The sequence below is a fragment of the Arthrobacter sp. M71 S08 genome (genome assembly GCF_059089725.1).
Window position 1 is genome coordinate 108125 of record NZ_JBNHEY010000001.1, and the last position, 19595, is coordinate 127719.

Here is a 19595-nt window from a genome sequence, read left to right on the forward strand (position 1 = left end):
CCGATGTCGCTTCTGGAAAACCTGAAGCCCGCTCCCACTACCGGACCGGAGACCTGGGGCCCCCGCCACGCCCATGACCCCACAGTGGTGAGGGACGACGACGGCACTTACTACATGTTCTCCACCGACGCCATTGCCAACTTCCACGACATCCCGGCAGGAGTGCATGTGCGCTCCTCCGCGGACCTGGTCGAGTGGACGTACCGCGGCACCGCCCTGAACGGTGTGCCAGCTGCGGCATTCGAGTGGAGCGGCGCGAAGGGACTCTGGGCGCCGGAGGTTGTACGCTGGCCGGCGCCGGCGGGGGAGGCCCGGTGGCACATGTACTACTCGGCGTCCACCTTCGGCTCCAGCACCTCGGCCATTGGCCTCGCTGTCGCAGGAAGCCCTGCGGGGCCCTGGGAAGACCGCGGCCTCGTGGTCCGCACGTTGTCGGGACGGGACACGCAGAACGCGATCGACGCCGCCGTCACCTTCGACCGGCACGGTGCGCCCTGGCTGACTTACGGTTCCTTCTTCTCCGGTATCCACACTCTGCGTCTCAACGCGGAAACCGGGCTGGCACTGACGCAGGGCGACCTGGGCACCTGCATTGCCCGCCGGCATACCGACGTCGATCGGGCCATTGAGGGAGCCTTCGTCCAGTACCGCCAGGAGGACGACCGCTACGTCCTCTTCGTCTCCTACGATTCCCTGTTCGACACCTACAACGTGCGCGTTGCCGTGGCCGACGAGATTACCGGGCCCTACCGCGATGCGAACGGCGCCGAAATGACTGATGTCGATGCCGCCCCGCATAGCGTGGGCACCAAGATCCTGGGAAGCTACCGGTTCGACGGCGACACCGCCTGGCTCGCGCCCGGCCACAACTCGGTCCTCACCGTGCCCGCCGATGAGCGAAGGGGCGAGCAGCAGTTCATGGTGCACCACGTCCGCTTTGCCGAGGATCCCACCCAGCACATGGTGCAGTTACGGCGGGTCTTCACCACGGTGAACGGCTGGCCGGTCGTCTCGCCGCAGCCCTACGCCGGGCCGGAGCGGGAAACCCTCGCGGAGCCGACGGAGATCAGCGGCACGTGGCGCGTCGTGCGCTTCGACCCGGAATCGACCGAACTGGTGGAAGCCCAGGCCATGAGCGTGAAGGACCTCCGTGGCGCCATCTCCGACGGCGAACCCCGCCAGGTGCGCCTCACTGTCGGCGGGACCGTGTTGGACGCTGTGGTCTTCGGCTCCTGGGACTTCTCCCGGAACCGGGCGGCCCTGTCCTTCAGTGGAATCGACCAGGCCGGCGTTGTCTATGTCGGAACCCAGGGAGCCTGATATGAGCAGCAGCACCGACACACCGGGATGGGCAGGCCGCCTGATGGACTGGCTGCGGTTCGTCATGCAGCTCGTGCTCCTGAACCTCCTCTTCCTCGCAGGCACCCTGGCCGGGCTGGTGGTCTTCGGGATCTTCCCGAGTGCCGTCGCTACCACCGTCCTCCTCGCACGGCTCCGCGCGGGAGACCCGGGCGACAAGCTGATCAGCGACTTCGTGACCGCCTACCGCGCCCAGTTCGTCCACGCCAACAAGGTGGGCAGCCTGTTCATGATCGCCGGGCTGCTGGCCCTGCTGAACGCGGCAACCCTCCCCGAAGCGACAGCAGGCCTGCAGGTCGCGCTCAGCGCACTCGCCGTCGTCCTCTCCGGAGCTGTGGCAGTGTCGGCGGGTGCCGCCGTCGTTGTTTGCTCCCGCCACCGCGATTCGGTGCGGCGAACGTGGCGCTACGCGCTGGTGCTTCCGCTGGCATCGCCGGGTATGACGCTGGCCTGGCTGGTGTCGATCGCCGGTGTCGCGATTCTGCTCAGCGGCGTCGGCGCGCTGCTGCCCCTGGTCGGCGCCTCACTGCCGCTGCTGGTTTCCGGCCTCGTCATCGGCCACCGGCTGGACATTCTTGCCCAGAACGACGGCGGCGCCTCCGGGCGCCGAAGCCACCCGGGGAGGTCACACCAGCTGACTCCAGCCATCTAGCTTTCCGTCCTGCCACCGCTCTACCTACATCCCAGACCACTGCATAGATAAGGAATCACCCGTGACCACCACCACTACGCCCGACTCGACGGCGGCCACGACACCCGCCGGAGGCAGCGACCTTCCCGTGCAGGCGCCGACCACCATCCGCATCGACCGGTCAGCAGTTGTTGCGCCGATCAGCCGGCGGATCTTCGGCTCCTTCGTTGAGCACCTCGGCCGCTGCGTGTATGACGGCATCTACGAACCCGGCCACCCGACCGCCAACGAGGACGGCTTCCGTATGGACGTCGTCGAACTCGTCCGCGAACTGGGCTCCACAACGATTCGCTACCCGGGCGGCAACTTCGTCTCCGGCTACCGCTGGGAAGACGGCGTCGGCCCCCGTGACCAGCGCCCCGTCCGCCGCGATTTGGCATGGCACTCCCTCGAAACCAACCAGGTGGGACTGGAGGAGTTCGCCCGCTGGTGCAAGCTCACCGACTCCGAGCTGATGATGGCCGTCAACCTGGGCACCCGCGGCATCGAAGCGGCGCTCGACCTGCTCGAATACGCCAACCACCCCTCCGGTACCGCCCTGAGCGACCAGCGCATCGCCAACGGCGCCAAGGAACCGTACAACATCCGCATGTGGTGCCTCGGCAACGAGATGGACGGTCCCTGGCAGATCGGTCACATGTCCGCCGAGGACTACGGCAAGATCGCCGCCCGGACCGCCTCCGCCATGAAGACGGCGGACAAGGACCTCGAACTGGTGGTCTGCGGTTCCTCCGGTTCCTCCATGCCGACCTTCGGCGAATGGGAGCGGGTAGTCCTCGAGCAGAGCTACGACTACGTGGACTACATCTCCTGCCACGCCTACTATCAGGAGCGCAACGGGGACCTCGGTTCCTACCTCGCGTCCTCGCTGGACATGCAGTACTTCATCGAGACCGTGGTAGCCACCGCGGACCACGTGAAGCACAAGCTGAAGAGCAACAAGACAATCAAGCTCTCCTTCGACGAGTGGAACATCTGGTACCTCGACGAGCACCAGGCATCGGACGAGGTCAACGACGAATGGCGCGTTGCCCCTCGCCAGCTCGAGGACACGTACTCCGTTGCGGATGCGGTGGTCTTCGGGAACCTGCTGATCACGCTGCTGAAGAACCACGACCGGGTAGCCTCGGCGTCGCTCGCGCAGCTGGTCAACGTGATTGCTCCGATCATGACCGAGCCCGGCGGTGACACCTGGCGCCAGACCACGTTCTTCCCCTTCTCCGTCACATCGCGGTTGGCGAAGGGCGAGGTGCTGCGTCCGCAGATCGACGCCGGCACCTACTCGACGAAGGTCTACGGCGACGCACCGCTGGTCGACGCCGTGGCCACGGTCGACGCCGGAAACTCGGCACTTTTCCTCGTCAACCGCAGCCAGACCGACACCATCGACGTTTCGATCGATGTGAAGGATCTCGGCGCCGAAGTCATCACCGAGGCACTCACCCTGCACGACGAGGACGTCTACGCCAAGAACACCCTTGAGGACCAGAACAGGGTTGGCCTGAAGCAGCTCCAGGGCGCTGTGCTCGACGGCGGCGTTCTCACCGTGTCGCTGCCCCCGGTTTCCTGGTCAGCGATCGCACTCGCATAGTGAAGGTTCGCGCAGCGGCATGGCCCGCCATCCTGATCACCCTGGTGCTCGGGATGGCGGGCTGCGCCGCACCGCCTGCGGGGGAGCAGGAGCTGACCGGGGACTACTTCACTCACGACCCGGCGCTCGTTGCCGGGTCAGGAGCCGGTGACGGAGATGGTGACTGGTTTGTCTACTCGACCGGCGACGGACAGACCGCGGACGGCAATATCCAGGTCCGCCGCTCCGAGGACGGCGAGCACTGGGAGTACGCCGGAGAAGTGTGGCAGGAAAAGCCGGAATGGCTCACGGAGGCAGTTCCCGGCGTCGACAATCTGTGGGCTCCGGAACTCTACGAGCATGACGGCACCTGGTACCTCTACTACTCTGCGTCCACGTTCGGAAGCAACACCTCGGTGATCGCGCTGGCGACCAACACCACCCTTGATCCCGATGATCCCGCCTACGAGTGGGCGGATCAGGGGGAGGTTATTTCCTCGGAGGGGAAGAACTTCAACGCGATTGACCCCGGCATTGTCGAGGACGAGGATGGCACACCCTGGATGAGCTTCGGCTCCTTCTGGGGAGGGCTCCAGATGGTTGAACTCGAGTGGCCGTCGGGACTCCTCGCTGATCCGGAGGCCGAGCCGGTGACCATTGCCGACCGGCAGAGTCCGCCCAACGCAATCGAAGCACCCTACCTCGTTGCGCAGGACGGCTATTACTACCTCTTCGTCTCGAAGGACTTCTGCTGCAAGGGCCTCGAGAGCACTTACAACATGGCGGTGGGACGGTCCACCGACATCGAAGGCCCCTACGTGGACCGCGACGGCGTGCCCATGCTTGACGACGGCGGCACTCCGCTGCTGGCAAGCAACGGACCGCGCGTGGGCCCGGGCGGTCAGTCGGTTTCCGGCGACATGCTGGCCTTCCACTACTACGATGAAGCACTCGACGGCGCGTTCCGGCTCGGCCTGGTCCCACTGAACTGGGAAGACGGCTGGCCCACGGCGCGCTGGGACTAGGAAGCGCCCATGAGACCCGAAACCGCTACTGTCACCCCGGCCGCACCGCGCACGACAGACCGCCTGGCACTGAGCCCCCTTGGTTTCGACGCCGTCACCTTCGCACCGGATGGCATGCTCGGTTCGTGGCAGCGGATCAACCGTAGCGCGAGCCTTCAGCACTGCATCACGCAGCTTGAGGAGTCGGGTGCGCTGCCGAACATGCGGGCGGCGGCGGAAACAAAGGAAGGCAAGTCCTCTTTCAAGTTCACTGGCTTCCACTTCGCCGACTCCGACATCTACAAGGTGCTCGAGGCCATCGGCTGGGAGGCCGGCCGCAGCGACATCCCGGAACTGCTGCCGTTCGTCGACGAGACCGTTGAACTGCTTGCCCTGGCCCAGCAGGATGACGGCTACCTCAACTCCTTCTACGCCGAAACGCCCGACCGGCAGTTCTCCGACCTCCGGTGGGGACACGAGCTGTACTGTCTCGGGCACCTGCTGCAGGCCGGTATCGCCTGGGCCCGGACCACCGGTCGGACAGATCTTCTGGACATCGGAATCCGGTTCGCGGAACTCGTCGAGCGTGTCTTCCCGGCAGGCGGACGGCCGTCGGTGTGCGGGCATCCCGAGATTGAGACAGCGCTCGTGGAGCTGTACCGGCACACAGGTGATACGCGCTGGTTGGATCTGGCCCGGCGCATGGTCGACGCCCGTGGCCACCAGAGCGTCGGCGAGGACCGCTTCGGTTACCACTACTTCCAGGACCACACGCCGGTCCGCGACGTTCCCGGCGCCACCGGACACGTGGTGCGCCAGCTCTATCTGGCTGCCGGAATCGCCGATCTGTACACCGAGGACGGCGACGAGGACCTGCTCGGGGCACTGAAGCGCATCTGGTCCGACGTGCATCTGCGCAAGATGTACATCACCGGCGGCCTCGGGTCCCGGCACCGCGATGAAGCATTCGGCGACCCCTTCGAACTGCCGCCGGACCGCGCCTACTCGGAGACCTGCGCAGCCATTTCCAGTGTCCAGTTCAACTGGCGGATGCTGCTGATCACCGGCGAGGCCCGGTATGCGGACGAGCTTGAGCGCGCTCTGTACAACGCGGTCGCGGGTTCCACCTCGCCGGCGGGGACAGACTACTTCTACTCCAACCCGCTGCACGTCCGGACCGAGCGCGACGGCGAACACGAGCAGGCTCCGGCCCGCCGGGCACCCTGGTACGACTGCGCCTGCTGCCCGCCCAACCTTGCCCGGTTGATCTCGTCGCTGCACGCCTACGCGGCAACAACCGACGACGGCGGCGGCCTGCAGCTCCACCTGTACGAAACCGCCGACATCCGGCTTGGGCAGGCAGCGGTGTCCGTCGCGACGGATTATCCGTTCGACGGCCGCATTCGTCTCGAGATCTCGGGTTTCCTGCCCTCGCTGGCCTTGCGGATACCGGCCTGGGCGGGGCGCCATGCGCTATCGGTGAACGGGGCCGAGCAGCAGGTGGTGCCGGTGGACGGCTATCTTCGCCTGTCCGACGTCGGTCCCGGAACCGTTGAGCTGGTGCTGGACATGCCGGCCCGGATCCATGCCCCGCATGCGCATCTCGACGCCGTGCGGGGATGCGTGGCCGTGACGCGGGGACCGATCGTGTACGCGCTGGAGCAGACTGACCTGCCTGACGGCGTCATGCTTGAGGATGTGGTGCTTGAAACCTCGGGTGAGCCGGAAGCGGGGACCGCCGCGGCGCTCGTCCCCGGAGACGTCCGTGTCCCGACGGTGAGCGTCAGCGCGACGGTGCGGCCGCCGTCGTCGGCGGATCCGTATCCGGTCGTGGGCACGGCTACGCCCGAACAGGGCGGATCCTTCGCGGTTGACCTGGTGCCGTATTTCCGATGGGGGAACCGCGGCCCGGGCGGCATGCGCGTGTGGATCCCCGCGCTCTAGCAAGTTATAACGAGCTCAGGAGGCGTCGGCATGATGCCAACGCCTCCTGATTGGAAGCCGGACTAGCGGGTGACTGCCACGTGCTCGTTGGGCACGCAATGAGTCATCGTCAGGCCTTCGACGTTCCGCGGGCCGTTGTTGCCCAGGTTCTTCAGCCGGTCCAGTTCATCCTCCGACAGCGTCTGGCTGGCGAGCGGCGGCAGGTCCTTCACCTCGTCCAGCCCGATCCCGAGGCCATCCCCGACGCGCGCGCCGAGTTCGTCATCGACCAGATAGAAGTGCCACAGCATGCGTTCCTGGACCGCACGGGCAGCCTGCCCGATGAGCGTCACGAAGTTGCCTACGAGGTCATCCTTCTCCCACTGCTCGAGCAGTTGGTAGCGCTGGCCTGCCTGCAGGTAGTCGTTGGTCAGCGGGATGCGCTGGCGGGTCAGGCGCCCGGTGATCTCGGGACCCTGTTCGTCGTGCGTGGGGTAGTGACCCTCGCGAAGCCCGCCCGTGATGGAGGGTTCGTAGTTGACGTGCGGGTTCTGGCCGGGACCCAGATCCGTTCCATAGGACATCTGGCCGCCGCGCTGGTTGGTTGCGATCGCCGCGTTCTTCGGCGAGTTCACCGGCAGCTGCAGGTAGTTCGGGCCCACGCGGTAGCGCTGCGTGTCGCTGTAGCTGAACGTCCGGCCCACGAGCATCTTGTCGTCGGAGAAGTCGAGTCCATCGACGAGGACGCCGGTGCCGAAGGAGATCTGCTCGTTCTCGTTGTGGTGATCGGATACGTTCCGGTTCAGGGTCATGGTGCCCACGAGCTTCGGCTCGAAGTCCTGTTCGGGCCAGGTCTTCGTGTCGTCGAGCGGATCGAAGTCGAGTTCGGGGTGGTCGCCGTCGTCCATCAGCTGCACGTACAGGTCCCACTTCGGGTAGTCCCCGCGCTCGATGGCCTCGTAGAGGTCCTTCGATGCGTGTCCGAGGTCGGTCGCCTGGATGTTGGCGGCGTCCTCCTCGGTCAGGCTCTTTACGCCCTGGTGCGGCTGCCACGTGTACTTCACCAGCTTCGTGTCACCGTCCGCGTTGACCCACTTGTAGGTGTTCACTCCGAAGCCCTGCATGTGGCGGTAGTCAGCCGGGATGCCGCGCGGGCTGAAGAGGTTCACCAGCATGTGCATGGACTCCGGTGTCTGCGACATGAAGTCGAAGATGCGCCCCGGTTCCTGCCGGAACGTGATGGGGTCCGGCTTGAGGGAGTGGATGACATCGGGGAACTTGATGGCGTCCCGGATGAAGAACACGGCGAGGTTGTTGCCGACGAGGTCCCAGTTGCCGTCCTCCGTGTAGAACTTCACCGCGAAGCCGCGTGGGTCCCGGGCGGCCTCTGACGAGTCGCGGCCGCCGATGACGGTGGAGAAGCGGATGGCGAGGTCGGTTTTCTTGCCGGGTTCGGAGAACAGCTTCGCCCGCGTGTACGCCGCGATCGGCTCGTCCCCCCACTTCCCGGTCGCCTCGAATTCGCCGAACGCCACCGCACCACGGGCGTGGACTACCCGTTCAGGGATGCGCTCCCGGTCAAAATGACTGATCTTCTCAAGGAATTGGTAGTTCTCGAGGGTGGCCGGGCCTCGGGCGCCGACCGTGCGCGAATTCTGGTTGTCATAGACCTGGTGGCCCTGACGGTTGGTCAGGACGGCGCGGTCATCATCCTCGGCGGACGGCTGGCTGGCGACATCTGTCATCGGTCTCTCCTCACAGCGGGGTATCAGAGCGTGACCTCCTTCGCGGGAAGCCGGAAACCAGCGTAGCGACTTTCCCGCCCGCAAGCAGCCACCCTTTTGGGCAGTTCAGGGGGTGGTGTATGTCGGACGCGGATGACAGGCTGGGGCCATGGCATACAGCAAAGGAAGCAAGGTCAGCTGGAATACGTCACAGGGAAAGACCTCCGGCACGGTCGTCGAGAAGAAGGACAAGGAGTTCACTTTCGAGGGTCAGAAGTTCAACGCGTCGAAGGACGAGCCGTACTACATCGTGGAAAGTGAGAAGTCGGGCAAGAAGGCCGCCCACAAGGAAAGTGCCCTCGACAAGCAGTGACGGGAATGTTTTGCAGGCTTTGCCGGTTCAACTAGATGCAAACGCATGAATAGCAGCGAAGTGGAGGACCGGCAATGGAAACACGCCGAGTAGTAGTGGTGTCGGGCGGCATGGGGTCGCCGTCGTCGAGCCGAATGCTGGCCGACCAGCTCGGCGAGGCAGCGCGCCGGGAACTCGAACGTGCCGGCGGGAACGCCGAGCTCACCGTCATCGAGCTTCGTGAGCTTGCCGTGGACATCGCGAACAACATGGTGACAGGTTTCGCTCCGCCTGCGCTCGCCGACGCCCTGCAGTCGGTTGCCGATGCGGACGCGCTCATCGTCGTCAGCCCCGTCTTCTCCGGCTCGTACAGCGGCCTGCTGAAGTCCTTCTTCGACGTCCTCGACAACACCGCGCTGGACGGCATGCCCGTGCTCATCGCCGCGACCGGCGGCAGTGTCCGCCACTCGCTCATGCTCGATCACGCCATGCGCCCGCTGTTCAGCTACCTCCGTGCCCGCGTTGTGTCAACCGGCGTCTACGCCGGGCCCGAGGACTGGGGTATCGGATCCCACGGCGCGCCTGCCCTGGACCAGCGCATCAGCCACGCCGCCCGCGAACTCGCCGGCATGATCGAAGGCACGACGACGCCACGCGGCCCCCGCGGCCTGCAGGCATCCCCGCCGTTCGAGGAACTCCTCGCGCAGGTGCAGAGCCGCTAGCTCCCCGCTAACCCGGGCCACCGGTGAGCCGCGCCGCCCCTATCCCGCGTTACACCTGACCGGGCATTCCCACCGAACGACAGGTTTCAGTGGGACTGTCCGGACAAACCACTGAACGTGCAGTTCACTGTGATATTCCGCGGGGCGCAACCAGCGGTGAGGGGCTGCGCCGGCAGACGCAAACGTGTTTTGCTGGGACCATGACACGTGTTGCGGTGGTAGGTGCAGGGATTGTCGGGCTATCTACAGCCCATGCTCTCCAGAAGGAGGGTGCGGACGTAACCGTCTACGAGTCCGGGACCCCGGGTTCCGGGCAGTCAGCGGGGGAGTCGAGGATTTTCCGGCACGCCCACGACGACGTACGGCTGGCCGCGTTCGTCAGCCACAGCCGCACCCTCTGGCGCGGGTGGGAGGACGAGTTCGGGGTGGAACTGGTGTCCGCTGCCGGAGCGGTAGCTATCGGCGACAGTGTGGAGGACAAGCTCCGCGTTCTCAGCGACCTTCCGCACATTCGCGTCGCGCTGCTGGCCCCCGGGCAACTTGCACCTGCGTTGCCGATCCTCGCGCACTTCTCGGGCAAGGCCATGCTCGATGTCGACGGCGGTGCCATCCGCACCCATGCCGCGTTCCGTGCGCTCACTGGGAAGCTGGAAGGCGCTCTCGTGCCGGACCATGTGCTCACCGTCCAGCACACCACCGCCGGAGATGTGGAGATCCGTACCGGCACCCGCGTCGACCGGTTCGATCATGTGGTCCTGTGCGCCGGCCGTGGCACGGCCGCTCTGGCGCGCGGCGCGGGACTGGACATCCCCGTTGAACTAGCCGCGCATGCACGCGTGACCTTCCGGGTGCGCGACGACGCCGAAGTTCCGCTGCCCACCTTCCAGGACGCCAGCGGGGTCTTCGGAGAAACCGGCGTCTACGCAGCACCCTCTGCTGATAACCGTTCCTACTCAGTGGGCCTCAGCGAAACAACCGAGGTACGGCAGGACGGGAGCGTCGTCGACCCGACTGCCCTGGAGTCCCTCGCGGCCCGGGCATCAGCGTATGTGCGACACGCGTTGCCTGGTCTCGATCCGGAGCCGGCCGATTACGTGCACTGCTGGGTGACACGACTGCCCTGGGGTGACGACGGCGTCGGCGTCTGGTCGGTGGGGAATCTCAGCGCGGTGGCGGGGCACAACCTCTTCAAGCAGGCGCCGGCATTGGGGGAGGCGCTGGCAGAGACCGCGCTGTCCGGCGTCGTGCCGGATACTCTGCGGCCGGAATCGCAGCTCGGCAAGTCCTGAGAGGCACCTGCCGCTAGTGCATCGTGAAGGTGCGGGCCACTGCGTCGTGCACGGTCGGCACCCCGGCGATCCTGCCCATGATCCGGTTGCGCGCCGACAGGACCGTTGAGGGCAGGGGCCGCCCCAGGAGCATGTTGATGTGTGCCTGCCGGGAGGCCGCCAGCGCCGCGCGGCGCCGCTCCTTGTTGAAGCGGCGAAGCTCCAGCCCGACGTCGGTGCCCGCCAGCGAGGCCACCACCAGCGGAACAAGCTGCGCGGCGTCAAGCCACCCAAGGTTCATGCCCTGCCCGCCGATGGGCGACACTTCGTGCGCGGCGTCGCCGATCAGCGCGATGCGCCCCTGCACGAACCGGTCGGCGACCCTGCGGCGTACCGTGAACGAGCTGAGCATCGTGTTGTTCCGGGTATCGACAGGGACACCCGTCCGGTCGGCCACGAGACCCGCAACCATCTCAGCTGTTGGGCGCTCCACCTGGAACGGCATCCGCACCACCCAGCGGCGGACCCCGCCGGGCAGCGGGAAGGACTCCACGATGCCGTCGGGCTCCAGATAGAGCGCAGCGGTGCTCCCGTCACCGGTGCTGTCCGGGAAGTCGCCCATGACGTAGGCGTCGGGATACGGCCGAACGCTCGCACCGATCCCGGCACCGCTGCGCACCGTGCTCCGGGCCCCGTCCGCGCCGATCAGCAGCGCGGAACGGTGGGTTCCGGTCCCGGTGACGGTCAGCACCTCGTTCCCGACGTCGTGGACCGCCTCGACCGTCTCACCCCGGCGCAGCGCGGCCGGCGCCAGTTCAGCCAGCCGCTCGGACAGGATGCGCTCGGTCTGCTCCTGCGGAATCGCGAGGACGTAGCGGTGCCTGCCGGGCAACCGGGCGAAGGAGAGCTCGGCCACCGTCCGTCCGCGGCTGCGTGCAATACCACCCGGAATCTGCACTCCCGAGGCAATCAACGTATCCGCAACCCCGGCCTGCTCCAGTGCCGCAAGGGCCGGCGGGTGGATACCGATGGCGCGCGAGTGGGAGCTGCGCTCGGCGCGCCGCTCCAGGACTTCCACCTCAACGCCCGCCTGCGCGAGCATGATCGCGGCGAACAGTCCGACCGGCCCGCCGCCGACTATCAGGACATCAGGCACGGTGCACCAGCAGGTTGCGGAACGGAACCTGCCGTTCTACGCGCCAGTTTTCCGGCACGAGGGCACGCAGCTCCTTCGCGAGGTAGCTCCGCCGGATGGAGGTCAGTCCGTCCTCCCGGATGTAGGAACCCCGCAACGGCAGGGTGGCCACGGAGAACAGCGCAAACCCGATCCGGGTCCGCTCGATGTCGCTGTGCAGCGCCAGTCGGGTGCCCAACCGCTCCGAGTCACTGAGCAGCCCGCGCAGTTCCTCGGGGGAGAGGTGGTGGAGAACATGGTTGGAGGTGACGACGTCGAACTGCGCACCCTCCTCGACCAGTTCGGAACTGAACGCCTGCCGGAAGGTGAGTCCCGGCGTCGTCGGCTGGCTGCTTGCGAAGGCCTGCGCGCGTTCGTCCGGGTCAATCCCGGTGATTTCCAGCGTGAAACCGTCACGGGCAGCCCAGCGGGCGAACGCGCGCGGCACGTCGCCGCCGCCGGAGCCGATGTCCAGCAGCGTGTTGGAGCGCGACGTCGACAGCACCGGCCGTATATACCGCGCCCAGGTGCGGTGCCACCCGGCGACCGCGCGGTTGACGAGCCCGAACTGGGCGTAGGTGCGTTCGAGCGTCGAAGGATCGCAGTCCGGCTTGTCCATCTCCTCGATTGCGCTGAGGTCGCGGTGCGCGAGGAAGGCCACTCAGGCTGCTGTCTTGGTGAAGAGCGCTGTTTCCACCGTCAGCCCAGGGCCGAAGGCCATCGAGCAGATGCGCTCATCGGCCTGTCCGGCGGGCTGGTCGAGGATGTGCTTGAGGACAAACATCACCGTGGCGCTGCTCATGTTCCCGTAGTTGCGGAGGGTTTCGCGGGCGGGGACCAGTTGTTCGTCGCTGAGTTTCAGCTTGGCCTGCACCTTGTCCAGGATGCTGCGTCCGCCGGGGTGTATGGCCCAGTGCTCGATGTCCCGGTACTCGAGTCCGATCAGGGAGGCGTCCCGTTCCAGCAGTGGAGCCAGCGCACCCACGATGTGCTCGTCGATGATGTGTGGAACGTAGGTTCCGAGGACCATCTCGAAACCCTCGTCGCCGATGTTCCATGCCATCGATTCCTCGCCGACCGGGGTGAGCGTGGTCTCGAAGAAGTCGAGGCTGAGCACGCTGCCTTCGGGCCGCGGGATGTCGGTACGGGCAGTGATGACGGCAGCCGCAGCGCCGTCGGCAAAGAGGGAGGTGCCCACAATCGTGTCGGGGTTGTTCGAGGACCGCACGTGCAGGGAGCACAGCTCCGCGCTGACCACGAGGACCACGGCCTTCGGGTCCGCCTCGCAGAAGGACTTCGCTGCCCGCAGGGCGGGGAACGCCGCGTAGCATCCCATGAAGCCGAGGTGGAAACGCTGCGCTGAAGGATCCAGCCCCAACGCCCGGACGATCTTGTAGTCGGGCCCCGGGTTGAAGAACCCGGTACAGGACACCGTCACCACGTGCGTGATGTCGGCCGCTTCAACGCCCTCGGCCGCATCAAGCGCCTTTTGCGCGGCCTCGATGAACAGCTTGGTGCTTTCTTCGGCGTAGACCTCGTTGCGGGCTTTGGTCCCGGGGCTGAGGATCGTCATGGTTGCCGAATCGAAGAACAGCGGACTCTCGCTGTGCCGTTCGAGGGTCATTTCCTCCACCGCCGTGTACCGGGTGTCGATGCCGGACGAATCGAACGCTGCGGTGACCAGCCGCTTGCCGAGCCGGTTGAGCCCGGGCTGCGCGGCGAAGACGTCCCGCACCTCGGACTGCACCATGACGGTAGTCGGTACGGCGGTTTCGAGGGACCTCATGAGCACTGTCATAGTTCATTGTTAGGTGAGCGGATAACCGAACACAATACGAAGCAGGCTGAGGACCGATGCGCCGCCCGCCCATTGTGCCTACCCGCGCTCGCAGCCCGTGGGGGTAGCGTGAAGGTATGGCACTGCAGCAGAGCATACGACGACGACGTCCCCACCCGGCGCGAATCCTGCAACTCAGTGCGGCGTGGGTGGCCTCAACCGTACTGCTGGCAGGCTGCAGCACATCGCCTGCAGACAGTGGCCCGGCAGCTTCCGCATCTCCGGAAGCGTCGTCCTCGTCAACCCCGTCTCCCACCGCGACGTCGACTGAGTCATCAACACCGTCACCGTCACCCACGCCGGAACCTGTTGAGCTTCCCCGCGGCGGAATGGAACTGTTCCCGGACTACCGGCTCGTCGGGTTCAGCGGACACCCCTACTCCGAAGGCCTCGGCAGGCTCGGCATCGGTGCGATCGATGAGCGGGTTGCCGAGATCGACGCGCTGGGGACGGAACTGGCCGGCGGCAGGAAGGTGATGCCGGTGCTGGAACTGATTGCCGTCGTCGTGCAGGCCGACCCGGGCGCCGACGGTGCCTACCGGACCCGGGCATCCGACGAGATCATCAGCGAGTATCTCGAAGCAGCCCGCAGGCATGACGGGATGCTGCTCCTGAACGTCCAGCCGGGGCGGGCGAGCATGGCCGATGAAGTGCGGGCGCTCGAGAAGTGGCTGGTGGAGCCCGACATCGGCGTGGCCATCGATCCGGAGTGGGATATCACCGGCGAGCAGCTTCCAGGCCACTCCTACGGACACACCTCGGGGGAGGAGATCAACGAGATAGCGGCGTATATCGATGGCCTCGTGAAGGAGAAGAACCTCCCGCAAAAGGCGCTGGTGTTCCACCAGGTGGCTCCCAGCGTCGTTTCCAATGTGGCTGCGATCAAGGAATACCCGGGCGTCGCGGTGATCCGGAGCGTTGACGGCATCGGCGCTCCGAATTCCAAGATCGAGACCTACAACCTCCTGATGGAGGACATGCCGCCAACTGTCCATGCCGGTTTCAAGCTCTTCTTCGAGGAGGACGTGGTTCTCGGCCCGCTCATGACGCCGCCGGAGATTCTGGCGCTGACGCCTCAACCCGAGTACGTCCTGTACGAGTAAACCTCCGTTGGAACCCATCCGGAAGCGCTGTGTCGCCGAACACAGATAAACGCGTCTTTCGAGGATGGTGGAACATGGCGGTTCGGCGGGCGGCACTGGCTGGAGTGGCGATGATCGCTGCGCTCCTGACCAGCGGATGCATGGCCGTCGAGGAGAACCCGCTCGACGTCAACTCACCTCGATCGCAGGTGAACGTCACCCAGAAGAGTGTCAGCAACCAGTCGGCCACAACGGACTTCGGCGATGACCCCCTGAACCTCGCGGAGAACGGCGCCACCCTCTGCTACACGCAGCCCGACATCGGGTTCCAGAAGTTCACGGTCCTGGTCCATAACGAGGCCCTCGAAACTTTCACGCTCGACGACGTCACCCTCGAGGACGCGGTCGACCTCACCCTGGTAAGTGCCGAGGTGTCCCCGGCAAACCGGGACGGTCACCACAAGGCCCATGGCGACGACGACGGCGACGCTCACGGCCCGCACAGCGCCGAACCGGCACCTGCAGCGGCTTCCGAGAAACCCTCCGGCCCGGTTGAGCCTGTCCCCGCCGAGGGCTATGACATCACCACCCACGAGTACGTGAACCTCGTGGTCGCCGTTTCGATCGCGGACGGCGCCGACGCCGGCACTGCACAGGGCGTCACGGTCGCCTACTCGACCGGTGGCCAGGAGTTCGCAGGGACGCACCCGCTGGTGGTCGAGCTGGAGCGCGACAGCTGCTCCTAGCCTCTCGCGCACAGTAGAACAGTCCCGGGCTGTTTGCGCCAGCCGCGTCCGTCAATGCCACAATGGCAGGCGTGAGCGCACCAAATAACACTCCCTCCACCATCTTTGAGCAACTCGCTGAGGAACTTGGCGTTCAGCAATGGCAGGTCAAAGCTGCAGTCGAGCTGCTCGACGGCGGATCCACTGTGCCGTTCATCGCCCGCTACCGCAAGGAAGTCACCGGGACCCTCGACGACGCCCAACTGCGCGAGCTCGAGGAGCGGCTGCGGTATCTGCGCGAACTCGAAGAGCGTCGGGCAGCTGTTCTTGAAGCGATCGAAGCGCAGGGCAAGCTCACAGATGAGTTGCGTGCCGCCGTCGTCGGTGCCACCACCAAGGCGCGACTGGAAGACATCTACCTGCCCTTCAAGACGAAACGGCGGACCAAGGCGCAGCTTGCTCGTGAAGCAGGGCTGGAACCGCTCGCAGACGCGCTGCTCGCCGATCCCTCGCTGGACCCGAACGTTGAAGCGAACCGCTACCTGAACGACGCCGTACCCACCGCCGAGGAAGCCCTCGCAGGGGCACGTGCCCTCCTCGTGGAACGCGCAGGCCAGGACGCAGACCTGCTCGCCGATCTTCGGGAACGGCTCTGGAAGCAGGGAAGGCTGCGCTCGCAGGTGGTACCCGGCAAAGAGGCCGAGGGCCAGAAGTTCGCCGATTACTTTGACTTTGTGCAAGCGCCGTCCTCAATGCCGTCACACCGCGTTTTGGCGTTGTTACGCGGCGAGAAGGAAGGCGTCCTGCAGCTCGCCCTCGCGGAAGCCGATAACACCGATGCGGAGGCCGCGCTGCGTGCCCGGCGCCGCTTCGAGAACTCCGTAGCCGCCTTCCTCGGTGTCGCGGACCAGGGCAGGCCAGCGGATGCGTGGCTGATGGCTACCGTCCAGCAGGCCTGGCGCCGACTGCTCGCGAAACTCTCCATCGACTTGCGTGTCAGGCTATTCATGGAGGCCGAGACCGAAGCGGTGCGGGTTTTCGCCGCCAACCTGCGCGACGTGCTGCTTGCGGCGCCCGCGGGCAGCCGCGCCACGATGGGTCTCGATCCGGGGCTGCGGACCGGCGTCAAGGTGGCTGTGGTGGACGGGACCGGCAAGGTCCTCGAAACCGCAACTATCTACCCGCACCCTCCGGCGAAGAAGTGGGACGACGCGCTCGCAACGCTCTCGCGGATGGTGGCCAGTCACGACGTTGAACTGATCGCGATCGGCAACGGCACCGCGTCCCGCGAGACTGACAAGCTCGCGTCTGAATTGATTTCGCTGATGTCCGGCCGGACGCTGCACAAACTCGTCGTGTCCGAAGCGGGGGCGTCCGTGTACTCGGCGTCGGCGCTGGCGTCAGCGGAACTGCCTGAGCTCGACGTGTCGCTGCGCGGCGCGGTATCGATTGCCAGGCGGCTGCAGGACCCGCTCGCCGAACTGGTGAAGATTGATCCGAAATCCATCGGCGTGGGCCAGTACCAGCACGACGTGAGCCCCGCGAAACTTGAGCGCTCACTCGATGCGGTGATCGAGGACTGCGTCAACGCGGTCGGGGTGGATGTGAACACCGCCTCGCCGTCGCTCCTGACCCGGGTGGCCGGCGTCGGCCCCCTGCTCAGCGAGAACATCGTTGCCCACCGCGATGCCAATGGACCCTTCGCCCGCCGACGCGACCTGCTGAAGGTTCCCAGGCTCGGTGCCAAGGCGTTCGAGCAGTGCGCCGGCTTCCTCCGCATCACCGGCGGTGACGAGCCCCTGGACGCCTCAAGCGTGCACCCGGAGGCCTACCCCGTGGCCCGGCGGATGGTGCACGACGCCGGTGGCTCACTTCGGTCGCTGAACCTTGCCGAATACGTTGACGAGACGATCGGGCTGCCAACGCTCCAGGACATCCTCGCCGAACTGGAGAAACCGGGAAGGGATCCGCGCCCGGCGTTCGTCACGGCGTCGTTTTCCGACGTGGAGAAGATCTCGGACCTGCGCCCCGGCATGGTGATCGACGGTGTTGTGACCAACGTTGCTGCTTTCGGTGCGTTCGTTGACGTGGGTGTGCACCAGGACGGGCTGGTGCACGTCTCGGCGATGGCTGACCGTTTCGTCAGCGACCCGCACGAGATCGTGAAGTCGGGCCAGGTGGTGAAGGTGAAGGTGTTGGAGGCCGATCCCGACCGTAAGCGGATCTCGCTCAGCCTGCGATTGAAGGACGACGCCGCTCCGCGTGGCGGCAAGCCCGCCCGCGAGGCGCGTGCCGGCGGGGGAGAGGACCGCCGTCGTCGTTCATCCGGCGGGGAGAGCGGCAATCCCAAGCCCGGCACTTCCAAGCCGGGAACTTCAAAGCCCCGATCGACGCAGCAGCGCGGCGCCGCCAAGCCGGGCAGCTCGAAGCAAGGCCCCGGGGCAGGCCAGACGCCGGCCAACAGCGCGATGGCAGAGGCGTTGCGAGCTGCGGGTCTGGTGCCCCCGCGCTGAACCTGGATCGGTCCGGCCAACGCACGCAGCGCAGGGCCGTAGACACGAAAGAACCCCGCAACGCGCACGTTGCGGGGTTCTTTTCGTATGTAGCTGAAGCCTTAGGCAGGCAGCTGCAGAACGTGACCGGTGAAGATGAGGTCAGCGTGGATGACGGTGTCAGCGTTGGCCTGGTAAAGGGCCTGCCAGCCGCCTGCGACGCCGAGCTTCGCAGCGATGCTGCTGAGGGTGTCGCCGGACTGGATGGTGTAGGTCTCACCGGAGAGTGCAACGGCGGGAGCTGCGGGAGCAGCAGGAGCCTCAACAACGGGTGCCTCAACGACAGGAGCCGGGGCAACGGGAGCCTCAACAACGGGTGCCTCAACAACCGGAGCCGGAGCCTGGACCGGAGCCGGAGCCTGCGGTACAGACTGAACCTGCACAGGGGCGGGAGCCGGAGCGGCGGGGATCGGGGTCGGGTTGGCGCCGGCGGTCAGACCGAGCTTGGCCGAGCATGCGGGCCATGCGCCCCAACCCTGGCCTGCGAGAACGCGCTCAGCAACGGCAATCTGCTCTGCACGGCTGGCGTCCTGGGGAGCGCCCTGGCCGCCGAAGCCGGCCCAGGTGGACGGGGTGAACTGCAATCCGCCGGAGAAGCCGTTGCCGGTGTTGATGCCCCAGTCGCCACCGCTTTCGCACTGTGCAAGGGCGTCCCAGGTGCTGGCCGGAGCAGCGTTTGCTGCACCAGCGGATGCACCGAGACCGATACCGACGAGGGCGGCAGCTGCGAAGCCGCGGCGCGCGTTAAGGCTGAGTTTCTGGTTCTTCATGGGTACGATGCTCCAAAAGGCCACCTGCACTCGTTCCGTCCCCGGACATCTTTGCGCCGTTGCTCACCCTTGACTGATCAGTGGTCTTGTCTGTGGTGTCTGCCGGACGAGCAACGTGCGGTGGAGGGGCAGCACCAGGGCATTATGTGGCAGACGTAAACGGAGTCTGCTTTGTGAATCCCGATAGTGGGTACGTCCCCACCGTAGAGGGTTTTCGAATCGTTGCCAAATCGAGACGTTTCGGTGCTTGACGAATAGCGTCAGAGAAGTCCGCGATTAGAGTGGTGTAAACCCCGTTGACCACTGTAGAACATAGGGATGGACGCGTACCAGTCAGTAACCTGTCATATACCCATGAGGTGGGGGGATATGGACGCCTATGGGCACATTAATAACGTCCAGGTGGTGCGACTGCTCGAAGAGGCACGCATCCACGCTTTCGGCCCTCCCGGCGGGACCGGGGCACCCGGTGAGGCTCCTCCGGTGCCGCTCTTCTCCTCCATCGGCGCAGGCGTGCAGGCACTCGTGGTGGAGCATCGCATCAAGTACACGGCCACGCTGGATTACCGGAATGTGCCGCTGAAAATCGAAGTATGGATCGCGGACATGAAAGCGGCGAGCCTCGACATCGCCTACCGCGTCCTGGATCCCGTGCTGAATCGGGTGTGCGTGAAGGCCCAGACCACGCTGGCGTTTGTGGATGGTGAGTCGGGCTCGCTGCTGCGAATCACCGCCGAGCAGAAGGAGCAACTGGAGCCTTATGCAGGGCCGGGGCTGTTCAGGTAGAACCTCTCATAATGAGCTGGCAGGACACACCCCGTTTGGCGGTTCATTAGGGGCGT

Annotated in this window: 17 protein-coding genes; 12 read left to right on the forward strand and 5 right to left on the reverse strand. The window is 65.9% G+C overall.

Annotated elements, in window-relative coordinates; all coding sequences use genetic code 11:
• Window positions 1–3 precede the first annotated feature (3 nt).
• From AC5RTB_RS00555 to AC5RTB_RS00575, 5 genes are all read left to right on the forward strand, one after another.
• On the forward strand, window positions 4–1320 hold the full coding sequence (locus AC5RTB_RS00555; protein WP_494059119.1) for an arabinan endo-1,5-alpha-L-arabinosidase: 1317 nt from the start codon (window positions 4–6) through the stop codon (window positions 1318–1320).
• A 1-nt stretch (window position 1321) separates the two neighbouring features.
• Entirely contained in the window at window positions 1322–2011 is a 690-nt protein-coding gene (locus AC5RTB_RS00560; RefSeq protein ID WP_494059120.1) for a DUF624 domain-containing protein, read from the forward strand.
• Window positions 2012–2138: 127 nt separating this feature from the next.
• Window positions 2139–3641 (forward strand): arabinosylfuranosidase ArfA, encoded by a 1503-nt coding sequence (gene arfA, locus AC5RTB_RS00565; RefSeq protein WP_494059739.1) that lies wholly within the window; start codon window positions 2139–2141, stop codon window positions 3639–3641.
• The gene (locus AC5RTB_RS00570; RefSeq protein WP_494059121.1) at window positions 3641–4645 is read left to right on the forward strand and encodes an arabinan endo-1,5-alpha-L-arabinosidase; all 1005 of its coding nucleotides are present in this window, start codon (window positions 3641–3643) and stop codon (window positions 4643–4645) included. Before arfA ends, AC5RTB_RS00570 begins: the two co-directional genes overlap by 1 nt.
• Window positions 4646–4654: 9 nt before the next feature.
• Entirely contained in the window at window positions 4655–6568 is a 1914-nt protein-coding gene (locus AC5RTB_RS00575; RefSeq protein ID WP_494059122.1) for a glycoside hydrolase family 127 protein, read from the forward strand.
• Window positions 6569–6630: 62 nt separating this feature from the next.
• Here the strand turns inward: AC5RTB_RS00575 and AC5RTB_RS00580 are convergent, their stop codons facing one another.
• The gene (locus AC5RTB_RS00580) at window positions 6631–8292 is read right to left on the reverse strand and encodes a catalase (RefSeq protein ID WP_494059123.1); all 1662 of its coding nucleotides are present in this window, start codon (window positions 8290–8292) and stop codon (window positions 6631–6633) included.
• Window positions 8293–8440: 148 nt separating this feature from the next.
• Here AC5RTB_RS00580 and AC5RTB_RS00585 point away from each other — a divergent pair, with 148 nt between their 5' ends.
• The 3 genes from AC5RTB_RS00585 (at window position 8441) to AC5RTB_RS00595 (ending at window position 10634) form a co-directional block, all read left to right on the forward strand.
• Complete coding sequence (locus tag AC5RTB_RS00585; protein WP_494059124.1) at window positions 8441–8644, forward strand: hypervirulence associated TUDOR domain-containing protein; 204 nt, start codon at window positions 8441–8443, stop codon at window positions 8642–8644.
• Window positions 8645–8718: 74 nt separating this feature from the next.
• Window positions 8719–9345 carry an FMN reductase gene (locus tag AC5RTB_RS00590; RefSeq protein WP_494059125.1) on the forward strand — a complete coding sequence of 209 codons (627 nt, stop codon included), beginning with the start codon at window positions 8719–8721 and terminating at the stop codon, window positions 9343–9345.
• Window positions 9346–9545: 200 nt separating this feature from the next.
• The gene (locus AC5RTB_RS00595; RefSeq protein ID WP_494059126.1) at window positions 9546–10634 is read left to right on the forward strand and encodes an NAD(P)/FAD-dependent oxidoreductase; all 1089 of its coding nucleotides are present in this window, start codon (window positions 9546–9548) and stop codon (window positions 10632–10634) included.
• Window positions 10635–10647: 13 nt separating this feature from the next.
• Here the strand turns inward: AC5RTB_RS00595 and AC5RTB_RS00600 are convergent, their stop codons facing one another.
• Genes AC5RTB_RS00600 through AC5RTB_RS00610 form a run of 3 tightly spaced genes read right to left on the reverse strand, consistent with a single transcriptional unit; the run spans window position 10648 to window position 13585 of the window.
• Entirely contained in the window at window positions 10648–11769 is a 1122-nt protein-coding gene (locus AC5RTB_RS00600) for an FAD-dependent oxidoreductase (protein ID WP_494059127.1), read from the reverse strand.
• Window positions 11762–12448 (reverse strand): class I SAM-dependent methyltransferase, encoded by a 687-nt coding sequence (locus AC5RTB_RS00605; protein ID WP_494059128.1) that lies wholly within the window; start codon window positions 12446–12448, stop codon window positions 11762–11764. The genes AC5RTB_RS00600 and AC5RTB_RS00605 overlap by 8 nt, the downstream gene beginning before the upstream one ends.
• A complete protein-coding gene (locus AC5RTB_RS00610) occupies window positions 12449–13585 on the reverse strand; it encodes a type III polyketide synthase (protein ID WP_494059129.1) in 1137 nt (378 codons plus the stop codon). It abuts the gene before it with no gap.
• 116 nt (window positions 13586–13701) lie between these two features.
• Here AC5RTB_RS00610 and AC5RTB_RS00615 point away from each other — a divergent pair, with 116 nt between their 5' ends.
• The 3 genes from AC5RTB_RS00615 (at window position 13702) to AC5RTB_RS00625 (ending at window position 17944) form a co-directional block, all read left to right on the forward strand.
• Window positions 13702–14727: a hypothetical protein gene (locus AC5RTB_RS00615; protein WP_494059130.1), complete on the forward strand. Its 1026-nt coding sequence runs from the start codon at window positions 13702–13704 to the stop codon at window positions 14725–14727.
• A 74-nt stretch (window positions 14728–14801) separates the two neighbouring features.
• A complete protein-coding gene (locus AC5RTB_RS00620; protein ID WP_494059131.1) occupies window positions 14802–15452 on the forward strand; it encodes a hypothetical protein in 651 nt (216 codons plus the stop codon).
• A 62-nt stretch (window positions 15453–15514) separates the two neighbouring features.
• Window positions 15515–17944 (forward strand): Tex family protein, encoded by a 2430-nt coding sequence (locus AC5RTB_RS00625; RefSeq protein WP_494059132.1) that lies wholly within the window; start codon window positions 15515–15517, stop codon window positions 17942–17944.
• Between the two features lie 101 nt (window positions 17945–18045).
• Here AC5RTB_RS00625 and AC5RTB_RS00630 read toward each other — a convergent pair whose 3' ends face one another.
• The gene (locus AC5RTB_RS00630; RefSeq protein ID WP_494059133.1) at window positions 18046–18753 is read right to left on the reverse strand and encodes a transglycosylase family protein; all 708 of its coding nucleotides are present in this window, start codon (window positions 18751–18753) and stop codon (window positions 18046–18048) included.
• 354 nt (window positions 18754–19107) lie between these two features.
• Between AC5RTB_RS00630 and AC5RTB_RS00635 the strand changes: the two genes are divergently transcribed.
• The gene (locus AC5RTB_RS00635; RefSeq protein ID WP_494059134.1) at window positions 19108–19539 is read left to right on the forward strand and encodes an acyl-CoA thioesterase; all 432 of its coding nucleotides are present in this window, start codon (window positions 19108–19110) and stop codon (window positions 19537–19539) included.
• Window positions 19540–19595 lie beyond the last annotated feature (56 nt).